Genomic DNA, 22,598 nt, shown 5'->3' on the forward strand with positions numbered 1-22,598 from the left:
ATTTTAAAACCCCATCAGGTTTTTAGCAGAGCGGAAGACGAGGCTCGAACTCGCGACAACCAGCTTGGAAGGCTGGAGCTCTACCAACTGAGCTACTTCCGCTTTTGTGAGTGCAAATATAATTAATAATTTTACTCCCCTGCAATTTTTTTTAGAAAAAAATAAAAAACTGTAAAACCGGCTCTGAACAGCCATTTTCATCGCTTCCACCCTATCTTTTTACTATTCTTATTTTCAATATTTTACCCGTCATCTCAACTTATTCGAAGCAGAATTCCGTCAAAATGTTTTTTACGAACAGTCGGAGTTTCTGATTTAACATAAACCGTCAATTCCATTCGTTTAGATGCTTTTTCCGGTTTAAAGTCCTATTTTCAACCTGACACTAAATACTGTTTCCATTTTTATTAAATTAGTATCCCCTAAAAATAAAGGAATCTCCCGATATAATATGGCTACAAATACATTTCGATCCAATCTTGAAAGTTATCAGCTATTAGCTCCTGACAGTATTCTTTCGTTATGTGAACTTTGTCAGGAAAAAGTCGTTCCCAAAAACATTCATCTTTTAAAAAGCGGTAGCATTCCAAACTACTATTATTATGTCGAAAAAGGACTTTTTGCCTACTATTATATAACCGATAACGGCGAAAAAATTATCAAGAAATTCTTTCCCGAAAACACATTTATCGCTTCCAGTTCGGCATTATTAACAAAAACTCCAAGCAATTTTGCTATTCAGGCATTAGAAGACAGTGTTGTTTTTACTATTTCTGCCGATCAGTTTGCGCAATTGGTAAAAGAACGACACGATATTGCTTTGTTCTATATCAAGTATTTAGAAAAAAATTGGGTCATTGAAAAAGAAATGATGGAGGTTTCTACAAAATCGGACGATGCTAAAATCCGGTATACTGATTTTTTGACTTCTCATGCTTCTATAATTAATCGGTTAAAGCAACATCATATCGCTTCTTATCTCGGTATTACACCTACTCAGCTAAGTCGGATTAAGCTAAAACATTAAAACAAACCTCAACAAATGTAAACAGTTCTTTTTTTTGTTTCGGATAATTTTACGCCTTAAAAACAGTATCCAAATGAATACAAAAAAACTAAATGGTCTATTATATGTGCTCGCCGGAGGAATCAGTTATGGCATTTTGGCATCAATTGTAAAATATGCTAACCTACAAGGAATACACACCAGTGTTCTTACTTTTCTCCAGTTTTTTATCGGTTTCCTTTTTCTGGGAATAGTAAATTCAATTCTTAAAAAAAAACATCCGGTTACAACAACGACTACTTCTAAAGTTAGATTAATTATTTGGGGTTCTTCTCTTGGTCTGACCACAACATTATACTATTTGTCCATCCAATTTATTCCGGTATCTGTTGGCATTATCTTACTTATGCAATCGATCTGGATTAGCATTGTAGTAGAATCTTTTCTCCAAAAAAAACGACCAACGCTTGTTAAAATTGTCGGTGCTTTAGTTTGTATTATAGGCACTTTATTAGTCACCGAAGTTTTCAATCAACATATAGCACTCGATTGGAAAGGCCTTTTATTAGGATTCGGAGCCGGCATATCGTATACAATATCAATTTACTCCTCCAGCACTATCGAAAAACAACTTCCCAATTATACCCGAAGTCTGTATCTCGTTATGGGCGGATTGATTCTGATTTCGGTTTTTTGGAATTACACTATCCCGGGAAATATTTCCGTCAACGCTATCTACTGGGGCGCCTTATTGGCTATCTTTGGAACAATTTTACCGCCGTTGTTTTTTACCGCGGGAATTCCTAAAACCGGAATCGGAATCGGTAGTATTATTTCCAGTATCGAAATTCCTGTATCCGTTTTTGCTGCGCATCTTGTTTTACAGGAAAACATATCCGGAATACAATGGATCGGCATTCTAATCATTCTGATTTCGGTCATACTGGTAAATATTAATTTTAAAAAATCAATTTAGTCTATTATGCTACACGCTTTAAAAAATCTGTTCCTGATAAACTTGCTGTTACTTTCAACTGCTTTATTTGCTCAATCCCAAAATCAGCCGATAGCTTTCGGAACATCGGCCGTTTTATCCTCTTCGATTTTAAACGAAAACCGAACAATAAACATTTATATTCCGGAAGAATACAATGAAAATAGCGACACAAAATATCCTGTAATTTATATATTAGACGGTGGTGTGGAAGAAGATTTTTTCCATCTTGCCGGAATCGTACGATTTAACACACAGTCCTGGATCAATCGTTTTCCGAAGTCCATTGTAGTAGGTATTGAAAACACCAACCGAAGACGCGATTTTACTTTTGCCGTTTCGAATACTGATTTTATCGAAAAAGAAGGATTTAAAAAAAGTAGTTTCCCGCAATATGGTGAATCTCAAAAATACATCGATTTCTTAGAGAAGGAATTACAGCCTTATCTTGAGAAAAACTATCGCGTAAACGAACAAAAAACCATTATCGGTGAATCATTAGCCGGTTTATTAGCTACGGAAATTCTATTAAAACGTCCACACTTGTTTCAAAACTATATTATTATCAGCCCGAGTTTATGGTGGGGCGAACAAGCACTATTAAAAAATGCTAAAACGCTACTGAATCAAAATCTAAAAAAACCGGTTAGGGTATATATCGGCGCTCCAAGCAAAGAAGAAGATCTGAAAATGTATCAGGAAGTAGAAACGCTATACAAAACCGTTAAAACCGATAAAAACGCAGCTGTTATTTTTGACTATATGCCGGATGAAACACATGCTACTGTTATTCACCAGGCTGTATATAATGCCTTTAAAAAATGGGCTAAAAAATAATGCTATACATATCTGCTTCATCTGAGACATACTATTAACACAGAAAAACAGATGCTGATTACGACACTACTGTTGTGATTTTATTCTTTTTTGAAAAAAAAGTGATTTTTTTAAAGCAACTCTTTTCTTTTTTCTGCATCTATCAAATAGATTATATTACTGTGTCAAAATATTATAATTCACTCTGATGGTTTTCGTAAAAAAAATCAACAGCAAAATGACTTTCCAGGTTCGCCAGCCTGTTTTAAGGCCGGGCAAACCTGTTGAAAGTTGTATTTTTGAAGGGGACGATCTGGAAACGACAACCCATTTGGGGCTGTATAACAACAGTACGCTAGCCGGGATTGTCTCCATTTTTGCTTCCCGCCACAATTTGTTTCCTCAAAATGAGCAATTTCAGCTCAGAGGAATGGCTGTTTTAGATGAATTCCGTAAAAAAGGTTACGGAGAAAGGCTGGTTAATGAGGCCGAAGCATGCATAAAAGAACGCAATGGTTCTCTGATTTGGTTTAACGCAAGGGAAGTTGCCGTTGCATTCTACACAAAGCTGGGATATGAAATTATTGGCGATGCCTTTGACATTCCAACAATCGGCACGCATTTTGTTATGAGGAAAATGATATAAAAACCTACAAGTTTGAACTTGTCATCTTTTTTTCATAACTTATTAATAAATTTTAAAATTATGCTGCATCGCTACTGCTTATTACTAGTTCCTATGCTTCTTTTTGGATGTAACAAAAAGGAAAAAGTTACTATTGCCGAGCAAATTATACCGAAAGATACCATAAAGGTAGTACCGCTTTCTTTTCCGGAAGCTGTTGCGATTGACAGCTCTTATTTTGCAAACAGTTCGGATGCCGTAAAACAGTTTTATAAAAACAACCTGTATAAAACAGTATGGACAATTGAAAAAGATCGAAAAGCACTGACAGAATCCATTAAAAATAGTGAACTGGACGGACTTAATCCGGACGATTATAACATTAAGCTCTTTACCGATCAGGAAAACAACCATAAGAACCTTCCCGAAAAAGATTTAATTGCCAATGATATTCTGCATACAGAAATATTTTACAAATTGGCCGGTCACTTATACAACGGTAAACTGGAACCGACCAAATTATATTCGGATTGGGATATGTATTCTAAAGAAATCGATCTTAATCACAAACTGCAAAATGCCTTAAAAAATCATACCATACAGGAAAGCCTTGATTCCTTAAAACCGAATCATATCGTGTATTCCCGATTAAAAGATGCACTCCGTAAGATCGAGAGTATGCCTAACGATAATCTAAAAAATATTTCAATTGCAGATAAACTGGTTCCTAATGATACCAATGCAGCTGTTATTGACATCAAAAAACGACTGGCTTATTGGGGCGATTATAAAAAACCGGATTCCCTTACTAAAATATACGATGACAAAACACAATCGGCCGTAAAAAAATTCCAGAAGCGCCATGGATTAACACCGGATGGCGTAATCGGAAAAGGGACTGTAGCTGCTATGAATTTTTCGAAAGCACAGCGAAAAAAACAAATCATTGCCAATCTTGAACGTTGGCGCTGGTTCCCAAGAGATATGGGTGAGAGCTATGTTATCATTAATATTCCCGATTTTAATTTATATCTGATCAATAATAATGATACCATTCAAAATCATCGTGTAGTTGTAGGTCGTGCCAAAAGACGTACTCCGGTATTATCATCAAAATTCAGCAATCTGGTGATCAATCCGACCTGGACTGTTCCGCCTACGATCTTAAAAGAAGATTTAACGCCGTCTGCCAGTCGAAATCTGAATTATTTTGCAGCAACCGGAATTACAATTTACGACATGAAAGGCAATGTGGTTAGCCCAAGCAACTGGAATGCCGGCAAATCCAATAATTATCGTTACGTTCAAAAGCCCGGAGCGAATAATTCTCTAGGGTTGATCAAATTTAATTTCAGCAATAAGCATTTGGTTTATTTACATGACACCAACCACAGGGACTATTTCAAGCTTAATAACAGAGCGCTAAGTTCCGGGTGTATCAGGGTAGAGGATCCCTTTAAATTGTCCGGTTTTATTCTTGAAAAAGAAGAAAACAACTGGTCAAAAGAAAGAGTTGATAAGATGATTGCGTCCAATAAAACGCAGAGTATTGTATTGAAAAAACCCACCTTTGTACATCAGCTGTATTGGACAGCATGGATGGACAAAGACGGGCTTGAATTCAGAAACGATATTTATGATCTTGATTTCGAACTTTATCAGAAATTACGAGATTAGCTTTGATTTAGCTTCGTAGTTTCTTGACGGATGGTAGATAAAAAGACATGATTTATCTTTTATCAAATTGATGATTTCTTTGTGTAAGGCAATCGGAACGGCAGGACATCCCTGACTTCTCCCCAATCGGCCTTGTCTGGCAATAATACTTTCATTGGCATAATCAGCACCGTGCATTACAACAGCACGATCACGAGCATTGTCATTGATCCCGTATTCCAATCCGTCCAAACGCAAAGACATACCGTGTTTACCCTGGTAAACTTCACCGGTAGCATAGAATCCTAAACTACTCTTAAATGAGTTGGTTTCATTCGAAAACTGCGTAGCAAATTCGTCTCCGCTGTTTCTACCGTGGGATACTACTGATTGTAATAAAATAGTATTGGTTGCCATGTCGATTACCCAAAGTCGCTTTTGTGTAGATGACAGACTAAAGTCAATTAAAGTCAAAATGTCTTTCTTTATAAGGCCCTGTTCTTTCAACTGGTAGAAACCTTCCAATGCTTTTGCAAAACTTTCCAGTCTTGGCATTGCGTAAGTCTGTGGATTCAGCGCTGTATATAAATTTCTAACTTTTAATTCAAACGAAGCTTTCGCGTTAGCAGCTACTAACTTTGGCGGGTCAGTTTCCTTTGTGCTTACTGGCTTAAAAGACAGTAAAAAAAGGAACATAACCGGTAAAACTCTATAAATCATTGATAATCTATTAATTATATTACTGTGTGTCGAGCCCAAAAATATAGATAAATTTTAAACGACCAAATGTTTTTTATGATTTATCCTCAAACTTTAACATTTTAATTTCGTTTTATCACATTTTAACAATCAAAACGTTTTTTATTCTTACAAAACAGAATTAAAAAAAGTATATTTGTTAATTTTAACGCAAAAATTAAATGAAAAACGTATTTTTCCTCGTTTTTATTGTCACAAATGCAACATTTATTTTTGGACAGGAGTTAATCCAGGATCCGAAAAACAAAAAAATGCTACGGGCTTTTCCTCTTAAAAGCACCATCAACATTGACGGAAAACTAAGCGAAGACGAATGGAAAAATGCTGAAATCGCCTCGGATTTTATCACCTATCAACCGGACAACGGCACACCGGTTTCCTTTGAAAAACGAACGGAAGTAAAAGTATTATACGATGACGACGGTATCTATATCGGCGCTTTACTTTATGATGATCCCTCTAAAATTGTAAAAGAAATTACCGAAAGAGACAAATTCGGCACATCTGATTTTTTCGGTATTTTTATCAACGGTTATAATGACGGACAACAGGATTTCCGCTTTTTTGTAAGTACAGCCGGGACTCAAATGGATTGTATGGCCACTGAAAACGGAGAAGATTATACCTGGGACGGTATTTGGCACAGCAATGTTTCACTTACTGATTTCGGCTGGATCGTGGAAATGAAAATTCCATATGCTGCACTTCGTTTTTCTGAAAAAAAAGAACAGATCTGGGGTGTCAATTTTTTTAGAGAAATTCGCAGGGATCGTCAAAAATACACCTGGAACCGAATCGACAACAACATCGGTGCGATTATTCCGCAAGCGGGTATTCTGGAAGGCATTCAGGACATCAAACCACCAACACGACTGTTTCTGATTCCCTACTCTTCCTATTATGTTAATCACAACGACAACGGTACAAATACCGAGTTTAAAGCCGGAATGGACATTAAATACGGTATCAACGATTCGTTTACGCTTGACGCAATTCTGGTTCCGGATTTCGGACAAACCGCTTTCGATAATGTCGTTTTAAACTTAGGTCCGTTCGAACAACAATTCAACGAAAACCGTCCTTTTTTTACCGAAGGAACGGATATGTTCAGCAAAGGAGACTTACTGTATTCCCGAAGAATCGGCGGATCACCTTCCACCTATCCCGAAACTACCGATAATGAAGAAGTGTCACAATATCCGTCCCGAATCAATCTGTTAAATGCACTCAAAATATCCGGGCGTACGGCCAAAGGTCTTGGTATCGGAGTAATGAATGCAATTACTGAAAAAACCGAAGCGACTATCCGAAACACCCAAACCGGTGAAGTTCGTTCTGAAGTAGTTGAACCTTTAGCGAACTATAATATTCTGGTATTGGACCAGCGTTTTCGAAAAAATTCTTCTGTTTCTCTGGTGAATACAAGTGTTATCCGCGACGGAAGTTTTAGAGATGCGAATGTAACGGCTCTTCTTTTCGATCTTAATACCAAAGCCAATACTTTTAACCTTTCCGGAAACTTTAAATTTAGCCATGTTAATGATCTTGATGGCAATAAAAACGGGTATACCGCTTACCTTAACTTCGGAAAAACCAGCGGCAAATATCGATTAAGTGCTAATACTACTTATATTTCGGATAAATATGATATTAATGATCTCGGGATTATCTTCGTTACCAATTATCATAGCTTTTCTCTCACAAATAGTTATCGGATTTTAAAACCGAACAAAACATTTAACACTTTTAAAGTCAGCACAATTGCTTATTCTGAAATAGAAAACAGCACCGGAAAACCACAAGAAGCTTCTTTTGAATTTAATCTCGAAAGCACGGATAAAAAGAATCATTATTTCGGGTTGGGCTTTTTATTGTCTCCGCTTGAAACTTTCGATTTTTATCAACCCCGAAAAACAGGGCGCTATGTATACAATCCGCGTTATTCCTTTTCCTGGATTGATATTTCAACCAATTACAACTATCCTTTTGCTTTGGATGCTAACTTCTTTCTTGATTTTTACGATCAGGATAAACGGCATAATTACGGCATTCGAATTAGTCCGAGATATCGTTTCAGCGATCAGTTCACTTTGGTTTACGCGATCGACTGGAACCGACAAAACGACGAAAAAGGTTGGGTCGATTTTGACAATGACAATATCATTTTTGCAAATCGAAACCGGAATACGATCGAAAATACGCTAACGGGAAAATTCTCCATCAACAGTAAGATGACAATTAACCTGAAAGCCCGTTATTATTGGTCATATGCCGAAAATCTTAACTTTCTTACGCTAACAGATGACGGCTATTTCCTGCCGAATCCTAACTATAATGAAGATCAAAATTCGAATTTTAAAATCTGGAATTTCGATTTATCCTATTCCTGGTGGTTTGCTCCGGGCAGTCAGGTGTCAATTTTGTACCGCAATAACGCAATTCACAACGAAAAGCGTTTAAATAAAAATATTATTGATAATTTAGACCACACTTTAAGCAACAACCTTAACAACACACTATCAATTAGTTTTCGCTACTATATTGATTACAACAATGCCAAAAAATGGTTTAAAACATGAAAAAGAAAGTTATTTTAATGATTTTAGACGGTTGGGGAAAATCACCTGACCCTAAAGTTTCTGCAATTGACAATGCCAATACCCCTTTTATAGATAGTCTTTACACCCGATATCCAAATGCTTCTTTACGTACCGATGGTCTAAACGTGGGACTTCCGGAAGGACAAATGGGAAATTCGGAAGTGGGTCACATGAACCTTGGCGCCGGAAGAATCATCTATCAGGATCTGGCCAAAATTAATCTGGCAGTACAGAACAAGACGCTTAATCATGAAAAAGTACTTTTAGATGCTTTTGCTTACGCTAAAAACAACAATAAAAATGTTCATTTCCTGGGACTCGTTTCCGATGGCGGTGTTCATTCCCATACTTCCCATTTAAAAGGATTATTGGATTCGGCACAAGACTACGGATTAGAAAAAGTATTTGTACATGCATTTACCGATGGTAGAGATGTTGATCCGAAATCCGGAGCACGCTATATCGAAGATCTCCAAAATTATTTACACCAATCATCTGCCCGACTTGCCTCTATTGTGGGTCGCTATTATGCTATGGATCGGGATAAAAGATGGGAACGTATTAAAAAGGCTTATGATTTAATCGTAAACGGAAAAGGAACACCGTCGCAAAATCCCGTATTAAGTGTTTTAGCCAGCTATCACAATAATATAACCGATGAGTTTATCGAACCGATCGTTGTGGTTGATGACAATCAGCATCCGATAGCTACCATTCAGGAAGATGATGTTGTTATCTTTTTCAACTTCAGAACCGATCGCGGACGTCAGCTTACAGAAGCTTTATCTCAGAAAGATTTTCACGAGCAGAATATGCACAAACTGAATCTGTATTATGTGACGATGACCAATTATGACGATACCTATCACAACGTACACGTTATTTACGATAAAGAGAATATCACAGAAACGTTAGGTGAAATCCTCGAAAAAAACCATAAAAAACAAATCCGGATTGCTGAAACGGAAAAGTATCCGCACGTTACCTTTTTCTTTTCCGGCGGTCGCGAAGAACCGTTTACAGGAGAAAGCCGAATTCTTTGTCCGTCACCTAAAGTGGCGACTTATGATTTAAAACCGGAGATGAGCGCTTTTGATCTTAAAGATGCGCTGCTTCCGGAATTACAAAAGAAAGAAGTTGATTTTGTATGCTTAAACTTTGCTAACGGAGACATGGTAGGTCATACCGGAGTCATGGAAGCTGCAATTAAAGCTTGTGAAGCTGTCGATAGCTGTGTCAAAGAAGTAATCGAAACAGCACTGGAAAACGATTATACCACAATCGTAATCGCCGACCACGGTAATTGTGAAACCATGATCAATCCGGACGGAACTCCGAATACGGCACATACAACCAATCCGGTTCCGATTATTCTTGTTGATAAAGACCTACAGTTTATCGATAATGGAATTTTAGGGGATATTGCACCGACGATACTGGAATTAATGGGTATTGAAAAACCCGCAGTAATGACACAACGTTCGTTACTTCATCCGGTTAAATAATAAAAAAAGCTCCTTACGGAGCTTTTTTTATTTAAAATGACTTAATTCATAATACGCTTTATCAATCCACTCCCGATGATCCGGATGTGCAATTTTAACCAATTCATTCGCTCGCTGTTTCAGGGTCTTTCCGTATAAGTCGGCTATCCCGTATTCGGTTACAACATATTGGACGTGAGAACGCGTTGTTACAACACCTGCTCCTTGCTTCAGATACGGCACAATACGGCTCTCTCCTCTTTTTGTTACCGATGGCAAGGCGATTATCGCTTTTCCGCCTTTACTTAACGAAGCGCCGCGTACAAAATCCATCTGACCTCCAACTCCGGAATACATTCTGGCTCCGATAGAATCAGCACAAACCTGACCGGTTATATCAACTTCAATAGCCGAATTAATCGCAATCATTTTCGGATTCATCCGAATTACCGATGTATCGTTTACATATGATGATTCCCGCATTTCGATAAACGGATTATCATTTACAAAATCATATAATCGTTGTGAACCGATTAAAAAAGTAGCCAAAGCACGACCTCTGTTCACGCCTTTAAAATTACAATTGATAACATCATTTTCGATTAAATCAATCACGCCATCTGAAAACATTTCGGTATGCAATCCCAGATTTTTATGATTTACCAGTTTTGCTAATACCGCATTTGGAATTGAACCGATTCCCATTTGCAACGTACTTTCATCTTCAATCAAACCGGCCACCAATTCTCCGATTTTTGCTTCTACCGGACTAATTTCTTTTGATCCGTGTCCGTGTATCACTTCGTTCACTTCAACCAAATAATCAATTTCCGAAACATGGAGAATTCCGTCCCCAAAAGTCCGCGGCATATTCGGGTTCACCTGCGCAATCACTATTTTAGAATTTTCAACCGCAGCGATCGAAGCTTCAACAGACACTCCCAATGAACAATAGCCGTGACTATCCGGCGGTGATACATGAATAAACGCGACATCTAAAGGGATAACACCTTTTCTGAACAAATGAGGCAATTCACTTAAAAACACCGGTGTATACGATCCGTTACCGGCCTCAATTGTATGCCTGACATTTTGCCCGATAAAGAATGAATTTACGTGAAAGCTTTCGGCCAGCTCCGGATTGGCGTAAGCCGCTTCTCCTTCCGTATGCAGATGACATAGTTCCACATTTTTCAATTCAGAGGCCCTTTCGGCTAATGCTTTGGTCAAAACAGTCGGTGTAGCCGCAGCCGCCTGAACATAAACACGGTTATTTGATTTTATAATTTTAACAGCTTCCGCTGCAGAAACATATTTACTCATACCTTTTACTTTTTATGTAAAATTAAACCCACATAAGGTACGAAAATATGACAAAACTCATGTGATAATTTCGATTAAAGAATAATCAACAGAATATTGTACTTTTGCAGTCTGAAATACAACATTATGATTATTCCTAAAACAAGAGAAGAAATAGAATTAATGCGTGAGAGTGCCCTATTGGTTTCCAAAACCTTAGGGATGATTGCCAGCGAAATCAAACCCGGTGTTACCACGCTACAACTGGATAAATTAGCCGAAACCTTTATCAGGGATCACAATGCCGTTCCCGGATTTTTAGGATTATACGGATGTCCTTCCACATTATTGACCAGTGTAAACGACCAGGTTGTTCACGGTTTACCGACAGACCGACCAATTCAGGAAGGTGATATCGTATCGGTAGATTGCGGAGCGATTAAAAACGAGTTTTACGGAGATCATGCTTATACCTTTGAAATCGGTGAAGTAGCTCCCGAAACTAAAAAGTTGTTACAGATCACAAAAGAATCTTTATATATCGGTATTCGTGAGTTTAAAATCGGAAATCGCGTGGAAGATGTAGGAAATGCTATTCAGAAATATGCTGAGGCTCATGGATATGGTGTTGTACGTGAATTAGTAGGACACGGTTTGGGACGTAAAATGCACGAGGAGCCGGAAATGCCGAATTACGGAAAAAGAGGCCGCGGAAAATTATTTATCGAAGGAATGGTAGTGGCTATCGAGCCTATGATCAACATGGGAACCCGTAACATTAAGCATTTAAAAGACGGTTGGACGATTTCAACACGCGACGGAAAACCAAGTGCTCATTTCGAACATGATGTGGCTATTGTAGACGGGAAACCGGAATTATTATCGACTTTCCAATATATTTATCAGGCATTAGGCATTCAGTCTGACGAAGAAAACGAATTCAGACAACACGCTTTAGCACTTTAAAAACAGGACAAATGCAGGTATTTCACGTACCTGCATTATAAACTATTATAAATGAAATCCGCTTTCAAATTTATCCTGAATACCATTCCGAGACCTTTATTGATCCGGCTTAGTTATATCATTCGTCCCGTTTTGGCTTTAGCTCTGAGAGGGAACACTTATACTGACCCGATCGACGGCAAAAGTTTTCGTACTTTCCTGCCTTACGGATACGGAACGCAACGTAACAATGTATTATCACCCAGTACGCTATCACTGGAACGGCATCGTTTGCTTTGGTTATATCTGAAAAATGAAACCGATTTCTTTAGTGCACCCAAAAAAGTACTGCATTTTGCTCCGGAACAGGCGTTTTACAAACGATTCCGCAATCAGAAAAACCTGGATTATACAACAACTGATCTATTATCCCCTCTTGCTGATGTAAAAGCAGATATCTGTAATTTGCCGTTTGCTGATAATTCTTACGATTTGATTCTTTGCAATCACGTATTAGAACATATTCCGGACGACACGAAAGCCATGCAGGAATTATATCGTGTTTTAAAACCCGGAGGAATGGGAATTTTCCAGATTCCGCAGGATTTAAACCGGGCGACTACTTTTGAAGATGATTCCATTACCGATCCAAAAGAGCGCGCTGCGATTTTCGGACAATATGACCATGTTCGCGTTTACGGACGAGATTATTTTGACAAATTAAGAAGTATCGGATTCACGGTAACCGAAGAAGATTACACCCAAAAAATAACGCCGGAATTGGTTGAGCGTTATTGTTTAGCCAAAGGAGAAATCATCCCGATTTGCCATAAGTAAAAAAATTCAGGGGCTTTTTTAACGAATTGTTTTAGCAGAAATTGTTTATCTTTACCTCACTGACAATTTCAAAAGCCCTATGCTATTTTATAAAAAACTACGATTCTTACTGATCCTTTCTTGTGTATTATCCGGTTCTGCTTCCGTTTTTTCCCAGGTTGAAAAAGAAGTGAATCCGCCGTTTAATATTAAAACCGTTTCATTTGTACAAAGCGGAGCCAATACAATCCCGATGTTCCGATTGGGAGATCCTTTCGAATTACAGTTTGATGATTTATTCGGTAATGAAGCTGATTATTATTATACTATAACACAATGTAATTACGACTGGACACCTACAATGCTGGCAAAGTCAGAATACCTACAGGGAATGGACAATCAAAGGATTATGACCTACCTGAACTCCTTTAATACACTTCAAATCTATTCACATTATAAGCAGGCATTCCCGAATCGATTTAACCGCATATTATTATCCGGAAATTATATTATCAAAATCTTCAATGATAGTCAGGAACTAGTTTTTTCCAGACGCTTTATCATTTATGAAGAGACCCTTTCTGTTCCCCTACAAATCAAGCGTTCCCGTAACCTGACTGACATCGAGAAAAAACAAAACATGGATTTCACGATCAAAATGGGGGAAAACAACTTACAAAATCCTATTCAGAATATTAAAGTTGCCTTATTACAAAACGGAAGATGGGACAATGCTATTTTAAATATCAAACCGCAATATACATTAGGTTCCGATCTTATTTACCGTTACAATCAGGAGACTCAATTCTGGGGCGGAAACGAATTTTTATATTTCGACAATAAAGACATTCGTAATCCGGGTAACAATGTAGGAAAAGTGACTTCGGGAGAGATTTACAATTCACTTTTATTCGCCAATTCACCAAGAGGTAACCAACCCTACACCTATTATCCGGATATAAACGGTAGTTTTTATATTCGCAATATCAGTTCTGACAATCCGGAGACAGAAGCCGATTATGCCTGGGTTTATTTTACATTGATCCCTCCTACTACAATTGACAAAAAAGACATTTATGTAAACGGTATGTTTAACAATTATGCGCTTTCCCCTGAAAATAAGATGGATTTCAACAAAGAAAAAGGGGTTTACGAAAAGGCTATTTTACTCAAGCAAGGTTTTGTAAACTATCAATATGTGATGTTAGACGCCAAAGGAAAAGTAGACAATCAGAACGCTATTGACGGCAATTTCTACCAAACCGAAAACAATTATTTTGTAATTGTCTATTATCGCGGAAACAATGATCGTTATGACAAAATAATAGGCCGTGGTTTTGCTACATCCGAAAACATCACGAATTAAAAAAGTTTTAAATTTAACAGAATAGATACAAATATTTGTTATTTTTGGAATTGTTTCTCAAAAAACCAATCAAATATTATGGTTTCACAAATAACCAGAGGTATAAAAATTTCAGTCCTGACTAGTTTTGAAGGCACTTACTTCAAGAACTACAAGATTCATTTTGCCTTTAGTTATGAGATTACGATTGAAAACCAGAGTAAAGACTCCGTACAATTAAATTCCAGACATTGGGAAATCTACGATTCGCTTAACGATTTAGAAATTGTTGACGGAGAAGGTGTGATCGGCAAAAAACCCGTTATCAAACCCGGCGAAAAGCATACCTACAGTTCCGGATGCCTTCTTTCCTCACCTTTCGGAGCCATGCGAGGGTATTTCAACATGATCAATTTTACCTCAACGCGTTCGTTCCGTGTAATAATTCCTACATTCCGTTTAAGCGCTCCTTTTGCCTTGAACTAAATCATATTTTACCAAAGCATTAACACCACAAAAAAGACCTTTTTCGTTAATAATTTGTATCTTCGCTACGCGAAAATTTGATAATTAATAAATACAAATTGTTATGCCAAAAGGAATTTATAATGTACCTGTAGCGGTTAACGAGCCTGTTAAATCGTATGCACCGGGTACACCGGAAAGAGATGCTGTTTTAGCGACTTTCAAAGAATTGTACAACGCTAAAGTTGATGTGCCTTTATATATTGGCGGTGAGGAAATCCGTACCGGAAAAACAAAAAACCTAACACCTCCGTTTGATCACAAACACATCGTGGGACAGTACCACGAAGCCGAAAAAGAACATATTGAAAAAGCAATCAGTACCGCTTTGGAAGCAAAGAAAAAATGGGCTGCTCTTTCATGGGAACACCGCGCTTCAATCTTCTTAAAAGCCGCTGACTTATTAGCAGGACCATACCGTGCTAAAATCAATGCTGCCACTATGATCGCTCAGGCGAAAACAGTACACCAGGCAGAAATTGACTCAGCTTGTGAATTAATTGACTTTTTACGTTTTAACGTTCAGTTCATGACTCAGGTGTATGCTGAGCAACCGATTTCATCCGAAGGCGTTTGGAATCGTGTAGAACACCGTCCGTTAGAAGGATTTGTATATGCTATTACGCCGTTTAACTTTACAGCCATTGCAGGAAACTTACCGGCATCACCGGCTTTAATGGGGAACGTTGTAGTATGGAAACCAAGTGCTACTCAAATTTACTCAGCTAATGTAATTGTTGAGGTTTTCAAATTAGCCGGTTTACCTGACGGTGTTATCAACGTAGTGTATGGTAACTCTGCTATGATTTCTGAGACTTTATTGGCAAGCCCTGATTTTGCGGGGATCCACTTTACCGGTTCTACAGGCGTTTTCAATGATATGTGGGCTAAAATCGGACAAAACATCAGCCGATACAAAACGTATCCGAGAATCGTAGGAGAAACAGGTGGTAAAGATTTCGTATTAGCACACCCTTCTTCTATTCCTGCGCAGGTTGCTACTGCTTTATCGCGTGGTGCATTCGAATATCAGGGACAGAAATGTTCCGCTGCTTCAAGAGCTTATTTACCAAAATCAACATGGCCGGCAGTTAAAGAACAATTGGTTGCCGATATCGCATCTATGAAAATGGGATCTCCTGAAGATCCGTCAAATTTCGTATCTGCCGTGATTTCTGAAAGCTCTTTCGATAAATTGGCAAGTTATATCGATCAGGCAAAAAAAGACAGCGATGCTGAAATCATCGCCGGTGGTAACTACGATAAATCGGTAGGTTATTTTATTGAGCCAACCGTGATTGTAACTACAAATCCGAAATACACAACTATGGAAACCGAATTATTCGGACCAGTGTTAACCATCTACGTATACGAAGATGCGAAATGGGAAGAAACCCTTGCTCTAGTGGACAGTACTTCTGAATATGCTTTAACAGGCGCTATTTTCAGTCAGGATCGTTATGCTATCGAGCAAGCTACAAAAGCACTTGAAAATGCAGCCGGTAACTTCTACATTAATGATAAACCGACAGGAGCTGTTGTAGGACAACAACCTTTCGGAGGAGCAAGAGCATCCGGAACTAACGATAAAGCCGGTTCCGTATTAAACTTAATGCGTTGGGTTTCCCCAAGAACCATTAAGGAAACTTTCGTTCCGCCAACAAATTACAGATATCCGTTCTTAGGGTAATATCTATACGCCTGACAGGTTTTTAAACCTGTCAGGTAATAAACAAAAAAGCGTGTTAAAACACGCTTTTTTTATTCTATTAAATTCGACCGGTTTTACACCTTATATTTTAGCGGTAAGTGCACCACTTTTTTAGTTTCAAAAAACTCCGCTTCAAAATAATCCGACAGGTTGTACTGCGTCGCTTTAGGAAAGTTCTGTAATTCTTCCGTCAGATCACCGCCTTTTAAATATAGAATACCGTTTTTCAGTTCGTGATTTTGCTTTTTACGCACTTTATCTTTTACCCATTGCACAAAATCCGGCATATTCGTTACCGCACGGCTAACAACAAAATCAAATTCTGCTTTTACATTCTCAGCACGCATCTGCTCTGCTTTTACATTTTGAAGTCCCAAAGCTGTCGCTACTTCATTTACCACACGGATTTTCTTAGCAATCACATCAATCAGATAAAAATCCACTTCAGGATACAGAATTGCCAACGGAATACCGGGAAAACCACCACCGGTTCCGACATCCATAATTTTTGATCCGGATTTAAACGCTAAAACTTTAGCAATTCCAAGTGAATGTAATACGTGTTTCTCGTATAATTCGTCAATATCTTTTCTCGAAATCACATTAATTTTTGCGTTCCAATCCTGATATAAACCTTCCAATTGGCTAAACTTAAAAATCTGATCTTCTGTGAGATTAGGAAAATACTTTACAATATCCTGCATTGTTCTAAATTTTATGCAAAAGTAATCATTTTGTCCTTCATTTTTTTTCATTTTTAACCTATTACATTTCTATTAATAATTACCTTTGAACGGAAATTTTGCATTTTAATAAACTTATGATAAAACAGACTCCACTTTTTTCAAAAACCGATAGTTTAAAATTTTTCAGGACGCTAAACAAACGAGTTAACGATTATTTTAAGGAAAATAATATCAAGAAAACCGGAAACTGGAAATTACACATGAAGACCATTATCATGTTTAGTATTTTTTTAGTTCCGTATTTTTTAATCCTAACTATTAGTATGCCGCTTTGGATTCATTTACTAATGACAATTCTGATTGGTATTGGAATGGCCGGTGTTGGAATGAACGTTATGCACGACGGGAACCATGGTGCTTACTCATCAAAACCCTGGTTAAATAAAATTATGGGCGGTAGTATGTATATTCTTGCCGGAAATGTTTACAACTGGCAAGTACAACACAATGTATTACACCACACTTACACCAATATCCACGGCCATGATGAAGATCTAGACGCAGGGCGAATTATCCGTTTTACCGAACACGCGAAATGGTCACCTGTACACCGTTTTCAACAATACTATTCCATTTTCCTATACGGTTTATTAACTTTTAACTGGGCGATTACGACCGATTTCCGTCAGATGCGACGTTATATCAAACGAAAATTATCGTATGGTGAATTCCCAAGTCCGTTCAAATTATGGACAACATTGGTCATTACTAAAATCATTTATTTTGCTTTATGGTTAATCCTTCCGATGCTTTTAGGAATCGTTTGGTGGGAAGTATTATTAGGATTCTTTATCATGCACTATACCGCCGGATTGATTCTGAGCGTAGTATTCCAATTGGCACACGTTGTAGAAGACATTCATCATCCGCAACCGGACGAAAACGGAGAATTGGAAAACACATGGGCAGTTCACCAATTGTACACCACAGCTAATTTTGCTCCTAAAAACAAAATTGTAAACTGGTATACCGGAGGTTTGAATCACCAGATTGAACATCATATTTTCCCGAATATCAGTCATATTCACTATAGTAAGATCGGGGAAATTGTAAAACAAACCGCTATGGAATGTAATCTTCCGTATTATGAATTTAAAACGATGCGTTCAGCTGTTTATTCTCATTTTAAACATTTAAAAGAAATGGGACAAAAACCCGCAATCGCTTAAAAATACTACTTGCATACACACACTTAAACATCAAAACAAAATTATTTTTATGAATCCGCTTTCTGATAGAATTAATAATTTATCGACATCGCAAACCCTGGCCATGGCAGCCAAAGCCAGAGAATTAAAAGCTGCCGGAATAGATATTATCAGCTTAAGTTTGGGTGAACCCGACTTTAATACACCTGATTTTATTAAAGAAGCAGCCATCCAGGCTATTCACGACAATTACAGTTCCTATCCTCCTGTTGAAGGTTATCCGGAACTAAAAGAAGCTATTTGTAAAAAATTCAAACGAGATAACGGGCTTGACTACAAACCATCCCAAATTGTAGTATCGACCGGTGCAAAACAATCGTTATACAATATTGCTCAGGTTATGATCAATCCCGGGGATGAAGTAATCCTTCCGGCACCGTACTGGGTAAGCTATTACGAAATCATTAAAATGGCCGGCGGTATTCCGGTAGAAGTTCCGACCTCTATCGAAAACGATTTCAAAATCACACCGGAACAATTAGAAGCTGCTATTACACCGGCAACCAAAATGATGTGGTATAGCTCTCCTTGTAATCCAAGCGGATCTGTATACAGCAAAGAAGAATTAACAGAACTGGTTAAAGTTTTAGAAAAGCATCCTTCTGTTTATGTGGTATCGGATGAAATTTACGAACACATTAACTTCACCGGATCGTATTGCAGCATCGCATCTATTCCAGGTATGTTAGACAGAACCATCACGGTAAACGGTGTTGCCAAAGCTTTTGCTATGACCGGATGGAGAATCGGTTATATCGGTGCTCCGGAATTTATCGCCAAAGCCTGTACAAAAATGCAGGGGCAAGTAACCAGCGGTGCTAATACTATTGCACAACGCGCTACAATTGCCGCAGTTGAAGCAGATCCATCTGTATTAAAACATATGGTTCAGGCTTTCCAACAAAGAAGAGATTTAGTAGTTAGTTTGATCAAAGAAATTCCAGGTATGAAAATTAACGTTCCGGATGGCGCATTTTACGTTTTCCCGGACGTATCGGCTTTCTTCGGAAAAACACTACGCGGTACACAGATCAACAATGCAGATGATTTTGCTATGTATCTTCTGGCTGAAGCCAATGTGGCTACCGTTACCGGAGACGCCTTCGGAAATCCGAACTGTATCCGTTTTTCATATGCAACCAGCGACGACCTACTGAAAGAAGCACTGCACCGTATCAAAGAAGCGGTAGCAACTTCGGAAGTTTTAGCATAAATTTACGCCCTGGGTTTCCCGGGGCTTTTTTATTTCAAACAGCATCCGATATTCTCCTTTAAATCACACTATTAAACCATAACACACAACAATGACTAAAAAAATATTACTATTAGGTTCCGGCGAACTCGGAAAAGAATTTGTGATCGCAGCACAACGTATCGGTCAAACCGTTATTGCAGTTGACAGTTATGCAAATGCTCCGGCCATGCAGGTTGCCCATCAGTTTGAAGTAATCAATATGCTGGACGGCGATGCACTGGATACGATTGTAGCCAAACATCAACCTGATTTTATTGTTCCGGAGATTGAGGCCATCCGTACTGAACGTTTTTATGATTACGAAAAGCAAGGTATCACCGTAGTCCCGTCGGCTAAAGCAGCCAACTTTACCATGAACCGAAAAGCGATTCGTGATCTGGCAGCTAAAGAACTCGGTCTTCGTACCGCAAATTACCGTTATGCTACATCGGCTTCAGAATTGGAAAAAGCCGTTTCGGAAGTAGGCATCCCTTGTGTTGTAAAACCATTAATGTCGTCATCCGGAAAAGGACAATCCACAATTAAATCGGAAAGCGATATCGAAAAAGCCTGGCAATATGCCGTAGAAGGTTCCCGCGGAGATGTTGTCGAAGTTATTGTAGAAGCTTTTGTTAATTTTAACTCCGAGATTACTTTACTAACGATAACACAAAACAACAATCCTACTTTATTCTGCGCTCCTATCGGTCACCGTCAGGAACGAGGTGATTATCAGGAAAGCTGGCAACCGGCTCGTGTCTCTAATGCAGCTATTGCCGAAGCACAGGATATGGCACGAAAAGTTACCGAAGCTCTAGGTGGTGCCGGGTTATTTGGTGTTGAATTTTTCCTGACCGATGAAGGCGTTTATTTTTCTGAATTGTCACCACGACCTCACGACACCGGAATGGTTACATTGGCCGGAACACAGAATTTTAACGAATTTGAATTACACCTTCGTGCTATCTTAAGCCTACCAATCGCAGCTATCACTTTAGAGAAAAACGGAGCCAGTGCTGTAATATTAGCTTCCGAAAATTCAGATAACCCTACATTTAGCGGAGTTGAAAAAGTAGCTGCATTACCGAAAACCGATTTCAGACTATTCGGGAAACCTACTTCGAGACCGTATCGCAGAATGGGTGTTGTATTAACCAATGACACATTGGAAACCCCAATTGAATCTATTACAGAAAGAGCCAAAGAAACAGCTGCATTAGTAACCGTAAACGCCTAAAACATGAATCTCCTCCTTGACACAATTGCCAAACATGTTACTTTAACTGCCGAAGAGCAGGAAAAGGTAGTATCGGTCATTGAATATAAGACATACAAAGCCAAAAGCATTTTATTAAAGGAGGGTGAAATCTGTCTTTACTCTTATTTTGTTACCAAAGGGATTTTACGCAGTTATACGGTAGATGAAAACGGTGTAGAACATGTTATGAGTTTTGCTTCTCCCGGTTGGTGGATTGCCGATATGTATAGTTATCTTTCGCAACGTCCGGGTCAATTGTATATTGAAACCAATGAAGAATCGGAAGTGATATTGCTATCTAAAGAAAATCAGGAACGTTTGTATAATGAAGTTCCTAAAATAGAGCGTTTTTTCAGGATATTGATCGAAAACTCGCTTGTAGCCAATCAACAACGGCTTATTGACAATCTCAGCTTTACCGCCGAAGCACGCTATGACAAGTTCACCAAAAAGCATCCGGATCTGATACATTGTCTGCCGCAAAAACAAATCGCTTCTTATATAGGTGTAACTCCGGAGTTTTTCAGTAAAATGAAAGCCCGTTTACTCAAAAAATAATACCTCTCAATCCCCGTCCGGTTTTTCTACGACGGGGATTTTTCATTTCTTAATCTAGGTTAAGTGTATTCGATTTCAATTGGTTGTATCTTTGAATCATCAAAATAACCGTTATGAATAGAAAAGATTTTATCAAAAAAAGTTTGCTTGGAACCGGAGCTGTCATCACCGGAACGGCATTGGCTAACAAAGCCGCTTCAACCCCGGACGAACCTGTAGGATTTAATCACATTCAAAACACAAACTCTAAGATTATGGAAAATATCGTATTGCATAAAGCCGACACAAGAGGTAACGCCAATCATGGATGGTTACAAAGCTTTCACACTTTTAGCTTCGCCAATTATTTTAACCCGGAGCGCGTACACTTCGGAGCCTTACGTGTATTAAATGATGATACCGTAGCAGCCGGAATGGGCTTTGGAACACACCCTCATGACAATATGGAGATCATCAGTATTCCGTTAGAAGGTGATTTGGAACATCAGGACAGCATGGGTAACAAAACCGTAATTAAAAAAGGGGATATCCAGATAATGAGTGCCGGAACCGGTGTACGCCACAGCGAATACAACAAAAACAAAGACAAAGAGGTTAAATTTCTTCAGATATGGGTTTTCCCGAACAAACGAAATGTAGCGCCGCGTTATGATCAGATTGCGTTAAACGAATCTGAAAGACACAATACCTTACAACAAATACTTTCTCCCAATCCGGATGATGCCGGAGTATGGATTCATCAGGACGCCTGGTTCCATATGGGAAAATTTGATTCCGGTGTACAACAGGACTATACTTTCAAAAAAGAAGGCAACGGATTATACATTTTTGTTTTAAAAGGAGCGATCACCGTTAACGATCAGGCATTAAATACCCGCGACGGGCTTGGTATCTGGGATATCGACAAAGTAACCATAACCGCTACTTCGGATGCCGAATTTCTTTTAATGGAAGTTCCGATGGAAATCGAATAAATAAATAATTAAAAAATAATATAATAACATTTAAAA

20 protein-coding genes and 1 tRNA gene are annotated in these 22,598 nt (G+C 38.3%); 17 read left to right on the forward strand and 4 right to left on the reverse strand.

The features are described from left to right. Positions 1-29: 29 nt before the first annotated feature. Positions 30-102 (reverse strand) — tRNA-Gly (locus NOX80_RS01015). Between the two features lie 349 nt (positions 103-451). Here NOX80_RS01015 and NOX80_RS01020 point away from each other — a divergent pair. The 5 genes from NOX80_RS01020 (at position 452) to NOX80_RS01040 (ending at position 5,118) form a co-directional block, all read left to right on the forward strand. Beyond that, entirely contained in the window at positions 452-1,027 is a 576-nt protein-coding gene (locus tag NOX80_RS01020) for a Crp/Fnr family transcriptional regulator (protein ID WP_256551484.1), read from the forward strand. A 73-nt stretch (positions 1,028-1,100) separates the two neighbouring features. Further along, positions 1,101-1,982 carry a DMT family transporter gene (locus tag NOX80_RS01025; protein WP_256551485.1) on the forward strand — a complete coding sequence of 294 codons (882 nt, stop codon included), beginning with the start codon at positions 1,101-1,103 and terminating at the stop codon, positions 1,980-1,982. Positions 1,983-1,988: 6 nt separating this feature from the next. Further along, positions 1,989-2,837 (forward strand): alpha/beta hydrolase, encoded by an 849-nt coding sequence (locus tag NOX80_RS01030; RefSeq protein WP_256551486.1) that lies wholly within the window; start codon positions 1,989-1,991, stop codon positions 2,835-2,837. Positions 2,838-3,024: 187 nt separating this feature from the next. Continuing rightward, positions 3,025-3,462, forward strand: a complete 438-nt coding sequence (locus NOX80_RS01035) for a GNAT family N-acetyltransferase (RefSeq protein WP_256551487.1) — start codon at positions 3,025-3,027, stop codon at positions 3,460-3,462. Between the two features lie 93 nt (positions 3,463-3,555). After that, positions 3,556-5,118, forward strand: a complete 1,563-nt coding sequence (locus tag NOX80_RS01040) for a L,D-transpeptidase family protein (RefSeq protein ID WP_256551488.1) — start codon at positions 3,556-3,558, stop codon at positions 5,116-5,118. On the opposite strand, the gene NOX80_RS01045 is transcribed toward NOX80_RS01040, so the two are convergent. Further along, positions 5,107-5,817, reverse strand: a complete 711-nt coding sequence (locus NOX80_RS01045) for a murein L,D-transpeptidase catalytic domain family protein (RefSeq protein ID WP_256551489.1) — start codon at positions 5,815-5,817, stop codon at positions 5,107-5,109. The two genes, NOX80_RS01040 and NOX80_RS01045, sit on opposite strands and share 12 nt — an antisense overlap. Positions 5,818-6,017: 200 nt before the next feature. Here NOX80_RS01045 and NOX80_RS01050 point away from each other — a divergent pair, with 200 nt between their 5' ends. Both NOX80_RS01050 and gpmI read left to right on the forward strand, forming a co-directional pair. Then, positions 6,018-8,435, forward strand: coding sequence for a DUF5916 domain-containing protein (locus NOX80_RS01050; protein WP_256551490.1), 2,418 nt, complete (start codon positions 6,018-6,020; stop codon positions 8,433-8,435). Continuing rightward, positions 8,432-9,961 (forward strand): 2,3-bisphosphoglycerate-independent phosphoglycerate mutase, encoded by a 1,530-nt coding sequence (gene gpmI / locus NOX80_RS01055; protein ID WP_256551491.1) that lies wholly within the window; start codon positions 8,432-8,434, stop codon positions 9,959-9,961. The genes NOX80_RS01050 and gpmI overlap by 4 nt, the downstream gene beginning before the upstream one ends. A gap of 27 nt (positions 9,962-9,988) precedes the next feature. Here the strand turns inward: gpmI and NOX80_RS01060 are convergent, their stop codons facing one another. After that, positions 9,989-11,263 carry an acetyl-CoA hydrolase/transferase family protein gene (locus NOX80_RS01060; protein ID WP_256551492.1) on the reverse strand — a complete coding sequence of 425 codons (1,275 nt, stop codon included), beginning with the start codon at positions 11,261-11,263 and terminating at the stop codon, positions 9,989-9,991. Positions 11,264-11,389: 126 nt separating this feature from the next. Between NOX80_RS01060 and map the strand changes: the two genes are divergently transcribed. From map to pruA, 5 genes are all read left to right on the forward strand, one after another. Further along, positions 11,390-12,208 carry a type I methionyl aminopeptidase gene (map, locus tag NOX80_RS01065; protein ID WP_256551493.1) on the forward strand — a complete coding sequence of 273 codons (819 nt, stop codon included), beginning with the start codon at positions 11,390-11,392 and terminating at the stop codon, positions 12,206-12,208. Between the two features lie 51 nt (positions 12,209-12,259). Next, positions 12,260-13,024 (forward strand): class I SAM-dependent methyltransferase, encoded by a 765-nt coding sequence (locus NOX80_RS01070; protein ID WP_256551494.1) that lies wholly within the window; start codon positions 12,260-12,262, stop codon positions 13,022-13,024. Positions 13,025-13,103: 79 nt separating this feature from the next. After that, the gene (locus NOX80_RS01075) at positions 13,104-14,369 is read left to right on the forward strand and encodes a type IX secretion system plug protein (RefSeq protein ID WP_256551495.1); all 1,266 of its coding nucleotides are present in this window, start codon (positions 13,104-13,106) and stop codon (positions 14,367-14,369) included. A 78-nt stretch (positions 14,370-14,447) separates the two neighbouring features. Further along, entirely contained in the window at positions 14,448-14,834 is a 387-nt protein-coding gene (apaG, locus tag NOX80_RS01080) for a Co2+/Mg2+ efflux protein ApaG (RefSeq protein ID WP_256551496.1), read from the forward strand. A gap of 103 nt (positions 14,835-14,937) precedes the next feature. Next, positions 14,938-16,563 (forward strand): L-glutamate gamma-semialdehyde dehydrogenase, encoded by a 1,626-nt coding sequence (gene pruA / locus NOX80_RS01085; RefSeq protein WP_256551497.1) that lies wholly within the window; start codon positions 14,938-14,940, stop codon positions 16,561-16,563. Between the two features lie 95 nt (positions 16,564-16,658). Here pruA and rsmG read toward each other — a convergent pair whose 3' ends face one another. Next, on the reverse strand, positions 16,659-17,288 hold the full coding sequence (gene rsmG, locus NOX80_RS01090) for a 16S rRNA (guanine(527)-N(7))-methyltransferase RsmG (RefSeq protein WP_256553051.1): 630 nt from the start codon (positions 17,286-17,288) through the stop codon (positions 16,659-16,661). 116 nt (positions 17,289-17,404) lie between these two features. Between rsmG and NOX80_RS01095 the strand changes: the two genes are divergently transcribed. The 5 genes from NOX80_RS01095 to NOX80_RS01115 all read left to right on the forward strand — a co-directional run bounded on the left by NOX80_RS01095 (position 17,405) and on the right by NOX80_RS01115 (position 22,562). Continuing rightward, positions 17,405-18,499, forward strand: a complete 1,095-nt coding sequence (locus NOX80_RS01095; RefSeq protein ID WP_256551498.1) for a fatty acid desaturase family protein — start codon at positions 17,405-17,407, stop codon at positions 18,497-18,499. 49 nt (positions 18,500-18,548) lie between these two features. Then, positions 18,549-19,751, forward strand: a complete 1,203-nt coding sequence (locus NOX80_RS01100; protein WP_256551499.1) for a pyridoxal phosphate-dependent aminotransferase — start codon at positions 18,549-18,551, stop codon at positions 19,749-19,751. 91 nt (positions 19,752-19,842) lie between these two features. Beyond that, positions 19,843-21,009: a formate-dependent phosphoribosylglycinamide formyltransferase gene (gene purT, locus NOX80_RS01105; protein WP_256551500.1), complete on the forward strand. Its 1,167-nt coding sequence runs from the start codon at positions 19,843-19,845 to the stop codon at positions 21,007-21,009. A 3-nt stretch (positions 21,010-21,012) separates the two neighbouring features. Next, a complete protein-coding gene (locus NOX80_RS01110) occupies positions 21,013-21,588 on the forward strand; it encodes a Crp/Fnr family transcriptional regulator (RefSeq protein WP_256551501.1) in 576 nt (191 codons plus the stop codon). Between the two features lie 254 nt (positions 21,589-21,842). Further along, complete coding sequence (locus tag NOX80_RS01115) at positions 21,843-22,562, forward strand: pirin family protein (protein ID WP_256553052.1); 720 nt, start codon at positions 21,843-21,845, stop codon at positions 22,560-22,562. The last annotated feature ends 36 nt before the right edge of the window (positions 22,563-22,598 follow it).

It is taken from the genome of Flavobacterium cerinum (assembly GCF_024496085.1).
GTDB lineage: Bacteria > Bacteroidota > Bacteroidia > Flavobacteriales > Flavobacteriaceae > Flavobacterium > Flavobacterium cerinum_A.

Excerpts from the sequence above, each read along its gene's own strand:
- purT (WP_256551500.1), top strand. The coding sequence starts at position 19,843 with ATGACTAAAAAAATATTACTATTAGGTTCCGGCGAACTCGGAAAAGAA.
- NOX80_RS01035 (WP_256551487.1), top strand. The coding sequence starts at position 3,025 with ATGGTTTTCGTAAAAAAAATCAACAGCAAAATGACTTTCCAGGTTCGC.
- NOX80_RS01110 (WP_256551501.1), top strand. The coding sequence starts at position 21,013 with ATGAATCTCCTCCTTGACACAATTGCCAAACATGTTACTTTAACTGCC.
- gpmI (WP_256551491.1), top strand. The coding sequence starts at position 8,432 with ATGAAAAAGAAAGTTATTTTAATGATTTTAGACGGTTGGGGAAAATCA.
- NOX80_RS01100 (WP_256551499.1), top strand. The coding sequence starts at position 18,549 with ATGAATCCGCTTTCTGATAGAATTAATAATTTATCGACATCGCAAACC.
- rsmG (WP_256553051.1), bottom strand. The coding sequence starts at position 17,288 with ATGCAGGATATTGTAAAGTATTTTCCTAATCTCACAGAAGATCAGATT.
- NOX80_RS01030 (WP_256551486.1), top strand. The coding sequence starts at position 1,989 with ATGCTACACGCTTTAAAAAATCTGTTCCTGATAAACTTGCTGTTACTT.
- NOX80_RS01060 (WP_256551492.1), bottom strand. The coding sequence starts at position 11,263 with ATGAGTAAATATGTTTCTGCAGCGGAAGCTGTTAAAATTATAAAATCA.
- NOX80_RS01045 (WP_256551489.1), bottom strand. The coding sequence starts at position 5,817 with ATGATTTATAGAGTTTTACCGGTTATGTTCCTTTTTTTACTGTCTTTT.
- NOX80_RS01070 (WP_256551494.1), top strand. The coding sequence starts at position 12,260 with ATGAAATCCGCTTTCAAATTTATCCTGAATACCATTCCGAGACCTTTA.
- NOX80_RS01040 (WP_256551488.1), top strand. The coding sequence starts at position 3,556 with ATGCTTCTTTTTGGATGTAACAAAAAGGAAAAAGTTACTATTGCCGAG.
- NOX80_RS01115 (WP_256553052.1), top strand. The coding sequence starts at position 21,843 with ATGGAAAATATCGTATTGCATAAAGCCGACACAAGAGGTAACGCCAAT.
- pruA (WP_256551497.1), top strand. The coding sequence starts at position 14,938 with ATGCCAAAAGGAATTTATAATGTACCTGTAGCGGTTAACGAGCCTGTT.
- NOX80_RS01025 (WP_256551485.1), top strand. The coding sequence starts at position 1,101 with ATGAATACAAAAAAACTAAATGGTCTATTATATGTGCTCGCCGGAGGA.
- map (WP_256551493.1), top strand. The coding sequence starts at position 11,390 with ATGATTATTCCTAAAACAAGAGAAGAAATAGAATTAATGCGTGAGAGT.
- NOX80_RS01095 (WP_256551498.1), top strand. The coding sequence starts at position 17,405 with ATGATAAAACAGACTCCACTTTTTTCAAAAACCGATAGTTTAAAATTT.
- NOX80_RS01050 (WP_256551490.1), top strand. The coding sequence starts at position 6,018 with ATGAAAAACGTATTTTTCCTCGTTTTTATTGTCACAAATGCAACATTT.
- apaG (WP_256551496.1), top strand. The coding sequence starts at position 14,448 with ATGGTTTCACAAATAACCAGAGGTATAAAAATTTCAGTCCTGACTAGT.
- NOX80_RS01020 (WP_256551484.1), top strand. The coding sequence starts at position 452 with ATGGCTACAAATACATTTCGATCCAATCTTGAAAGTTATCAGCTATTA.
- NOX80_RS01075 (WP_256551495.1), top strand. The coding sequence starts at position 13,104 with ATGCTATTTTATAAAAAACTACGATTCTTACTGATCCTTTCTTGTGTA.